Here is a 6,943-nt window from a genome sequence, read left to right on the forward strand (position 1 = left end):
CCAGCAACAGCGCAGCGCCTGCCGCCCCCGCAACCCAACCACAGGGCCACTGATATGCAACGCCGTCAATTCTTCTCCGGCGCCGCCTCGGCCGTGGCCGCTGCCGCCGTCAGCCCGGTGGCCATGGCCGCCCTGCCTGAGCCCGTCATCCAGACCAGCGCCGAGACCGCTGCGCCCTTGGCGCCACCCAATGGCCGACCCTACCAGCCGGTGGTCACCCTCAATGGCTGGACCCTGCCCTGGCGCATGAACGCGGGTGTCAAGGAGTTCCACCTGGTGGCCGAGGCCGTGGTGCGCGAAGTGGCGCCGGGCTTTTTTGTCAACATGTGGGGCTACAACGGCCAGTCGCCCGGCCCCACGATCGAGGTGGTCGAAGGCGACCGGGTACGCATCTTTGTCACCAACCGCCTGCCCGAAGCCACCACGGTGCACTGGCATGGCCAGCGCCTGCCCAATGGCATGGATGGCGTGGGAGGCCTCAACCAGCCCCATATCCCGCCGGGCAAGACCTTTGTCTACGAGTTCGAGGCGCGCCGGCCTGGCACCTTCATGTACCACCCGCATTCGGACGAGATGGTGCAGATGGCCATGGGCATGATGGGCCTGTGGATCACCCACCCCAAGGGCCGCCACCCGCAGATCGCCGAGGTGGCGCGCGACTACGCGTTTCTGCTCAGCGCCTACGCGGTGGAGCCCGGCGCGATGACTCCCCGCGTGGCCGAGATGACGGACTTCAACATCTGGACCTTCAACAGCCGGGCCTTCCCTGCGATCACGCCGCTGGTCGCAGGCCTGGGCGAGCGGGTGCGCATCCGCGTGGGCAACCTCACGATGACCAACCACCCCATCCATATCCATGGCCATGAGTTTGAGGTGACCGGCACCGACGGCGGCCCGGTGCCGCGCAGCGCGCGCTGGCCCGAGGTGACCACCGATGTGGCCGTGGGCCAGATGCGCCAGATCGAGCTGATCGCCGACGAACCGGGCGACTGGGCCTTTCCCTGCCACAAAAGCCACCACACCATGGGCGCCATGGGCCACGATGTGCCAACGATGATTGGCGTGGACCACAAAGGCCTGGTCGGCCAGATCCAGAAGATCGTGCCCGACTACATGCTGATGGGCGAGCGCGGCATGGGCGACATGGGCGCCATGCAGATGCCGCTGCCCGACAACACCTTCCCGATGATGACCGGCAAGGGCCCCTTCGGCAATATCGAGATGGGCGGCATGTTCACGACCTTCAAGGTGCGCCGGGGCCTGGCTGCGCAGGACTACCGCGACCCCGGCTGGTATGCCCAGCCCCAGGGCACCGTGGCCTACGAGTGGCAGGGCGCGCCGCTGGATGCGCAAGCGCCCCGCCAGAGCCTGCCCGGCACGGCGCCCGGCGCGCCCAGCGTCCACAAGCCTGCCGCTGGCAGCGGCCATGCCAACCATTGAACCCCGGAGTGATCCCATGAACACCATCCCAAAAATACTGGCCTGTGCGCTGCTGGCCAGCGCCAGCAGCGCCTTTGCCCATGGCAGCGAAAGCCATGCAGCCACCCCAGCAACCGCCCATGCCACCCTGGCAGCCACCAAGGAACAAAAGGACTGGGGCATCGGCGGCGATCCCCGGCAGGCCACGCGCATCATCGCGCTGAACATGGGCGATGACATGCGCTTCTCGCCCGCGCACTTCACGGTGAAAAAGGGCGAAACCCTGCGCCTGCGTGTCGTCAACCAGGGCCAGGTGATGCACGAGGTGGTGCTGGGCACCAAGGCCTCGCTTGCGCAACACGCGCAGATGATGCTCAAGTACCCCGGCATGGAGCATGCTGAGCCCTACATGGCCCATGTGGCGCCGCAAAAAAGCGAGGACCTGGTCTGGCACTTCAACCGCGCCGGCAATTTTGACTTTGCCTGCCTGATCCCTGGCCACTACCAGGCCGGGATGACCGGCACCTTCACGGTCACCGAATGATGATGCGCAACAGCCAAGGACCAGCGATGCCCAACCCCCACAGCTACCCACGCCGCCAGGCCCTGCAGATGATGGCCGCCGGCCTGGCGACAGCTATCGCCGCCCAGCCCGCGCTGGCAGCCACGCCCATGGAAGTCTGGAAAGACCCGAACTGCGGCTGCTGCAAGGACTGGATTGCGCGGATGGAACAAGCCGGTTTTAGCGCCACCGTGCACGACAGCGGCAACCAGGCAGTGCGCGCCAGGCTGGGGCTACCCCAGCGCCTGGGTTCCTGCCACACCGCCCTGGTAGGCGGCTACCTGGTGGAGGGCCATGTGCCGCCCGCCGATGTACGCAAGCTGCTGCAGCAAAAGCCCAAGGCCCTGGGCATTGTCGTGGCCGGCATGCCGGTGGGCAGCCCCGGCATGGACGGACCCGCCTACGGCAGCCGCAAAGACCCGTTTGATGTGCTGCTGGTCAGCAAAACCGGAGCGGGCAGCGAGGTGACAACCCGCGTTTTCAGCAGCTACCGCGACTGAGCACACCCCTATTTTTTATAGACATTTGGAGCACTGAATGAACACCACCACTTCTACCCTCGCCGCCTTCACCCTGGCTTGCAGCCTGCTGACCCCAGCGCTGGCCCAGAACCATGCCGACCACGCCAGCCATGGCAGCGCAGTACCTGCAGTCGCACCAGCCACCGCGTCAGCAGCGGCCGCCACGCCCGGCGCGGTGATGACTGCCGGCGAGATCACCCGCGTGGACAAGCGCGCGAGCAAGCTGACCATTCGCCATGAGGACATCAAGAACCTGGACATGCCGGCCATGACCATGGTGTTTGGCCTCAAGGACAGCACGCAGGTGGCGCAGTTCAACCCGGGCGACAAGGTACGCTTTCATGTGCAGGACGAAGGCGGCAGCCTGACGATCACCCGCATTGAGCGGGCCGAATGATCGCAGCTGGCACTATCCGACCCCGTCTGGCCCTATCTGACCCCTATGACGCCCCAGATCCAGCCAGATCTGGGGCTGGCCTGCGCTGCCAGCACCTACACTGTGCAGCCATGCAAAGCCTCCAAGCCTTCCAAGCGCAGTTGCACAGCGGCGCGCTGCGCGGCGCCCGCCAGATCAAGCTGTCGGCGGGGCTGCGCGAGTTTCCACGCGAACTTTTTGCGCTCGCAGACACCCTCGAAGTGCTCGACCTCAGCGGCAACCAGCTCGCCAGCCTGCCCAATGACCTGAGCCGCTTTGGCCAGCTGCGGGTGCTGTTCGCATCGAACAACCCGTTCACCGAGCTGCCACGTGTGCTGGGCCGCATGCCCCGGCTGGAGATGGTGGGCTTCAAGGCCTGCCAGATCCGCACCGTGGCGGCCGATAGCCTGCCCGCGCAGCTGCGCTGGCTGATCCTGACCGACAACCAGATCACCGAGCTGCCCGATACCCTGGGCGAGCGCCCGCGCCTGCAAAAGCTGATGCTGGCCTGCAACCGGTTGCAGGCTTTGCCGCGCGGCCTCGCCCGCAGCCCCCGGCTGGAGCTGCTGCGCCTGGCCAGCAACCGCTTTACCGCGCTGCCGCCCGAGGTGCTGGCCATGCCGGCGCTGGCCTGGCTGGCGATGGCCGGCAACCCAATGACCCAGCACAGCGAGCAGCAGGTGCTGCAGGCCCAGGCTCCACGCGGCTGGCGCAGCCAGGATCTGCAGCGGCATGAACTGCTGGGGCAAGGCGCCAGCGGCCATATCTACCGCGCAAGCCCTGTGGATGGTGCTGCCGATGTGGCGCTGAAAGTGTTCAAGGCGGGGCAGACGAGCGATGGCACGCCCCAGTCAGAAATGGCCGCAGGCCTGGCAGCTGGCGAGCACCCGCATTTGCTGACACCGCTGGCGGTGCTGCAGCCGGATGCGGAGGCTGGGATGGACACCTCCATGTTGGCAACGGTCCTGCCACTGCTGCCCGCCGGCCTGCAGCCCTTGGCCGGCCCGCCCAGCCTGGCGAGCTGCACGCGCGATGTCTATGCCGACGGCGCCCGCTTCTCTCTTGCTGCCGCGCAGCGCCTGCTCGCGCAGGTGCGCAGCGCTGTCGCGCATCTGCATGGGCGGGGCATGCTGCATGGGGATTTGTATGCCCACAATATTTTGTGGAACCCGGACACTGGCGACGCGGTGCTGAGCGATTTGGGCGCAGCATCGATGCTGGGCGAATTGCCAGCGGCGCAGCGCCTGCAGCTGCAGGAGATGGAGCTGCGCGCACTGCAGCACCTGGAAGCCGAGGTGCTGGCGCGCACGCGGTAAATACGCCGGGCCTGCCCGGCGCAACGCCTTACTTCAGGAAAGCAGGCTTGGCGTAGCCGGGAAACTGGCTGTCCACCACGGCCTTGAACTCGGGCGAGCGGTAGGCGGCAGCCAGGTCCTGGGCCCAAGCGCTTTTCTCATTGCCGGTCTTGACGGCGACCACGTTCAGGTACTGGTCGGGCGTGTTCTCCAGCACCACGGCTTCGCTCAGCTTCAGGCCCGAGGAGACGGCAAAGTTGCCATTGACGACCACGTAATCGGCGTCTTCGAGCACGCGTGGCAGCTGGGCAGCTTCGAGCGCCACAAACTTGAGCTTGTGCGGGTTGGCCGCCAGGTCCAGCTCGGAGATACGGGCCGGGTTCACACCCTCCTTCACCTTGACGAGACCTGCTTGTTGCAGCACCAGCAGGGCGCGTGCCAGGTTGCTCGGGTCGTTGGGCAAGGCCACCTTGGCGCCGCTTTGGATATCGGCCAGGGTCTTGTGCTTTTTGCTGTAGACGCCCATCGGTGCCACCGGGCCTTGCACGATGGCTGTCAACGCCAGCTTGCGGTCGGTCGTGAACTGGTCAAAGTAGGCGCGGTGCTGGAAGAAGTTCGCGTCCAGCGAGCCGTCGGACAGCGCCAGGTTGGGCTGCACATAGTCGTTGAACTCGATCAGCTTGATCTGGTAGCCCTTTTTCTCCAGCTGCGGCAGGATGCCCTTTTGCAGCAGGTCGTAGTTGGAGCCGGCAGTGGCGCCAATCTTGAGGCTCTTCTTGGCCACATCCTGGGCCATGGCAGGCAGGGACACAGCGGCAATCAAAGCCAGGGCAGCGCCAGCCACCACGGCACGGCGCCCAGCAGCGAAGGAAAAACGAGCGGACATCAAAAAACTCTCCAGGCAATCCGAAAACGCAGCAACCAGATCCGAGCCTTTCCAAGCCCTGTGTGGACGGCGCCGCAGCAAACCCGCAAGTATGAACCTGCCAGCGGCCCTTCGCTCAGAAATTATCGATATCAGCTCATGCCATTGGGATCTATAAGCGCACAGCAAAAAGCCGCCCCATGGCCCACAGGACGGCTTGTGGTGTGTGTAGCGGCTTGGCTTGCACGAGCCGCAGCTCGGAACGGTCAAGCTCAGGGACGGCACCAGACCTGGATCACGCCCTGCATCATGTGCGCCAGCGAGTCGGCTGCGGCTGCGCTGGAGACCGGCCAGATGGTGAGGATAAAGGCCACCAGGACGGCGAGGACCAGGGCGATAAAAGAGGCTGCGTCAAACCAATGGCTGTGGTGGTGCTGAAACATGGTGAACCTCCTTTCCACGGAGACTGGTGTTACTTGAACCTGTGCCTCTGCCACCCCAACGCGGGATGGGAACTGTGGAATGTCTCTATTGCACCATGGGGCATTCCCGCTGTCTGTCAGAAAACGTCTGTGCTTATACCGTTGTTTGTTGAACAAACTGCCCCGGAATCCGCCGGATAACCCCACAGCCAGCTTGGCACTTTTTGGGAATCGATCTGCGCACCTGAAGGCGATCATCCACAAGCCCTTTATTCATCGCATTTATTGCTATCCTTTTTGATAGTGGCTCGGGGCTTATCGGCAGGCGGGGTGGCTGTGAGAGCCTGCATGTTGCCGCAGTGTTAAGCGAACTTGCAGACATCTTTACGTCAACGTCTGGCAACTACCCGCAAAGCAGTGGCCAAAACAAGGTGGCTATCGCTGGCTTCAGCCTTGGCCCCGCCCTGCCCCTGGCCGGCGCTTGGTGCGACAATACGCCCCAGCCCTGCAAGCTGGCCGCAAGCCGCGTCTGTATGGGCTTTGCCAGCCATGAGCGGTTGGCTCGCCCGCTTGTCGCCCAGCCATCACCGCCACCGGATATGGGGTACCAAACCTGCCACTCCGCTGGAGCCATGGTCGCGACATGCAACTTGTATTTTTTGAAACCAGACGGCACCGCATGCGTCGTTGCCTTTAGCAGCTGACATGACCCTCCCTTCGGCCCAGCCCCTATCCACTGCAGACATCCGCCTGAGCGATGTGCACCTTAACCGAGGTGCGCATACGGTGTTTCAGGGTCTGAGCCTGCACTTGACGCAGCAGCGCATCGGCTTGATTGGCGACAACGGGGCAGGCAAGACGAGCCTGTTCAGGCTGCTCTGCGGGCTCGAGCATGCCCACCAGGGCAGCGTGCAGGTGGCAGGCTGCGATGTGCAGCGCCAGCGCGAGCAATTGCCGGGCGTGGTGGGCCTGATGTTCCAGAACCCCGATGACCAGATCATCTTCCCCACCGTGGAGGAAGAGCTGGGTCTGAGCCTGCAATACCGTGGCGTGGCCCGCAAGGCCGCCATTGTGCAGGCCCGGGAGTTTTTGGCGGCGCGGGGCCTGGCCGACTGGGCGCCGCGCGCCGTCAGTGGCCTGAGCCAAGGCCAGCGCCAGCAGGTCTGCTTTTTGGCGATGCTGATGGCGGCCCCGCAGGTGATGCTGCTGGACGAGCCTTTTGCCAGCCTGGATCTGCCCGGCCAGGCACGCCTGGCGCGTGAGCTCGATGCCGCTCCCGCCCAGGTCATCATCTCCACCCATGTGCTGGACCATGTGCGCCAGTTTGAGCGCGTGCTGTGGCTGGACCAGGGCCAGCTGCGCGGCGACGGCCCCGGCGCTGCCGTCTGCGCGGCCTATGAGGCCGATGTAAAAGCGCGCATTGCCCAGCCACTGGATACGGCAG

At 65.0% G+C, this 6,943-nt stretch carries 8 protein-coding genes; 6 read left to right on the forward strand and 2 right to left on the reverse strand.

Annotation, left to right across the window (positions count from 1 at the left end; genetic code table 11):
- The first annotated feature begins 54 nt into the window (after positions 1–54).
- The 5 genes from H928_RS0110940 to H928_RS0110960 all read left to right on the forward strand — a co-directional run bounded on the left by H928_RS0110940 (position 55) and on the right by H928_RS0110960 (position 4,233).
- Positions 55–1,440 carry a multicopper oxidase family protein gene (locus H928_RS0110940; RefSeq protein ID WP_021026542.1) on the forward strand — a complete coding sequence of 462 codons (1,386 nt, stop codon included), beginning with the start codon at positions 55–57 and terminating at the stop codon, positions 1,438–1,440.
- Between the two features lie 16 nt (positions 1,441–1,456).
- Positions 1,457–1,963: a plastocyanin/azurin family copper-binding protein gene (locus H928_RS0110945; protein ID WP_021026543.1), complete on the forward strand. Its 507-nt coding sequence runs from the start codon at positions 1,457–1,459 to the stop codon at positions 1,961–1,963.
- Positions 1,964–1,989: 26 nt separating this feature from the next.
- A complete protein-coding gene (locus H928_RS0110950; protein WP_027010816.1) occupies positions 1,990–2,481 on the forward strand; it encodes a DUF411 domain-containing protein in 492 nt (163 codons plus the stop codon).
- A gap of 37 nt (positions 2,482–2,518) precedes the next feature.
- Positions 2,519–2,899: a copper-binding protein gene (locus tag H928_RS0110955; protein ID WP_021026545.1), complete on the forward strand. Its 381-nt coding sequence runs from the start codon at positions 2,519–2,521 to the stop codon at positions 2,897–2,899.
- A gap of 110 nt (positions 2,900–3,009) precedes the next feature.
- Entirely contained in the window at positions 3,010–4,233 is a 1,224-nt protein-coding gene (locus H928_RS0110960; protein WP_021026546.1) for a leucine-rich repeat-containing protein kinase family protein, read from the forward strand.
- A gap of 28 nt (positions 4,234–4,261) precedes the next feature.
- Here H928_RS0110960 and H928_RS0110965 read toward each other — a convergent pair whose 3' ends face one another.
- Together H928_RS0110965 and H928_RS32310 are read right to left on the reverse strand one after the other, a co-directional pair.
- Positions 4,262–5,098, reverse strand: a complete 837-nt coding sequence (locus tag H928_RS0110965) for a MetQ/NlpA family ABC transporter substrate-binding protein (protein ID WP_027010817.1) — start codon at positions 5,096–5,098, stop codon at positions 4,262–4,264.
- 251 nt (positions 5,099–5,349) lie between these two features.
- Positions 5,350–5,520, reverse strand: coding sequence for a hypothetical protein (locus tag H928_RS32310; RefSeq protein WP_021026548.1), 171 nt, complete (start codon positions 5,518–5,520; stop codon positions 5,350–5,352).
- Positions 5,521–6,204: 684 nt separating this feature from the next.
- Here H928_RS32310 and H928_RS27255 point away from each other — a divergent pair.
- On the forward strand, positions 6,205–6,943 hold a 739-nt coding region (locus H928_RS27255; protein ID WP_148293128.1), incomplete at its 3' end, for an energy-coupling factor ABC transporter ATP-binding protein.

Origin of the sequence: Comamonas sp. B-9, from assembly GCF_000410635.1 — a bacterium.
Taxonomy (GTDB): Bacteria; Pseudomonadota; Gammaproteobacteria; order Burkholderiales; family Burkholderiaceae_C; genus Comamonas.

Coding starts and splice junctions, on each gene's coding strand:
- H928_RS0110940 (WP_021026542.1), top strand. CDS start 55: ATGCAACGCCGTCAATTCTTCTCCGGCGCCGCCTCGGCCGTGGCCGCT.
- H928_RS0110945 (WP_021026543.1), top strand. CDS start 1,457: ATGAACACCATCCCAAAAATACTGGCCTGTGCGCTGCTGGCCAGCGCC.
- H928_RS0110950 (WP_027010816.1), top strand. CDS start 1,990: ATGCCCAACCCCCACAGCTACCCACGCCGCCAGGCCCTGCAGATGATG.
- H928_RS0110955 (WP_021026545.1), top strand. CDS start 2,519: ATGAACACCACCACTTCTACCCTCGCCGCCTTCACCCTGGCTTGCAGC.
- H928_RS0110960 (WP_021026546.1), top strand. CDS start 3,010: ATGCAAAGCCTCCAAGCCTTCCAAGCGCAGTTGCACAGCGGCGCGCTG.
- H928_RS0110965 (WP_027010817.1), bottom strand. CDS start 5,098: ATGTCCGCTCGTTTTTCCTTCGCTGCTGGGCGCCGTGCCGTGGTGGCT.
- H928_RS32310 (WP_021026548.1), bottom strand. CDS start 5,520: ATGTTTCAGCACCACCACAGCCATTGGTTTGACGCAGCCTCTTTTATC.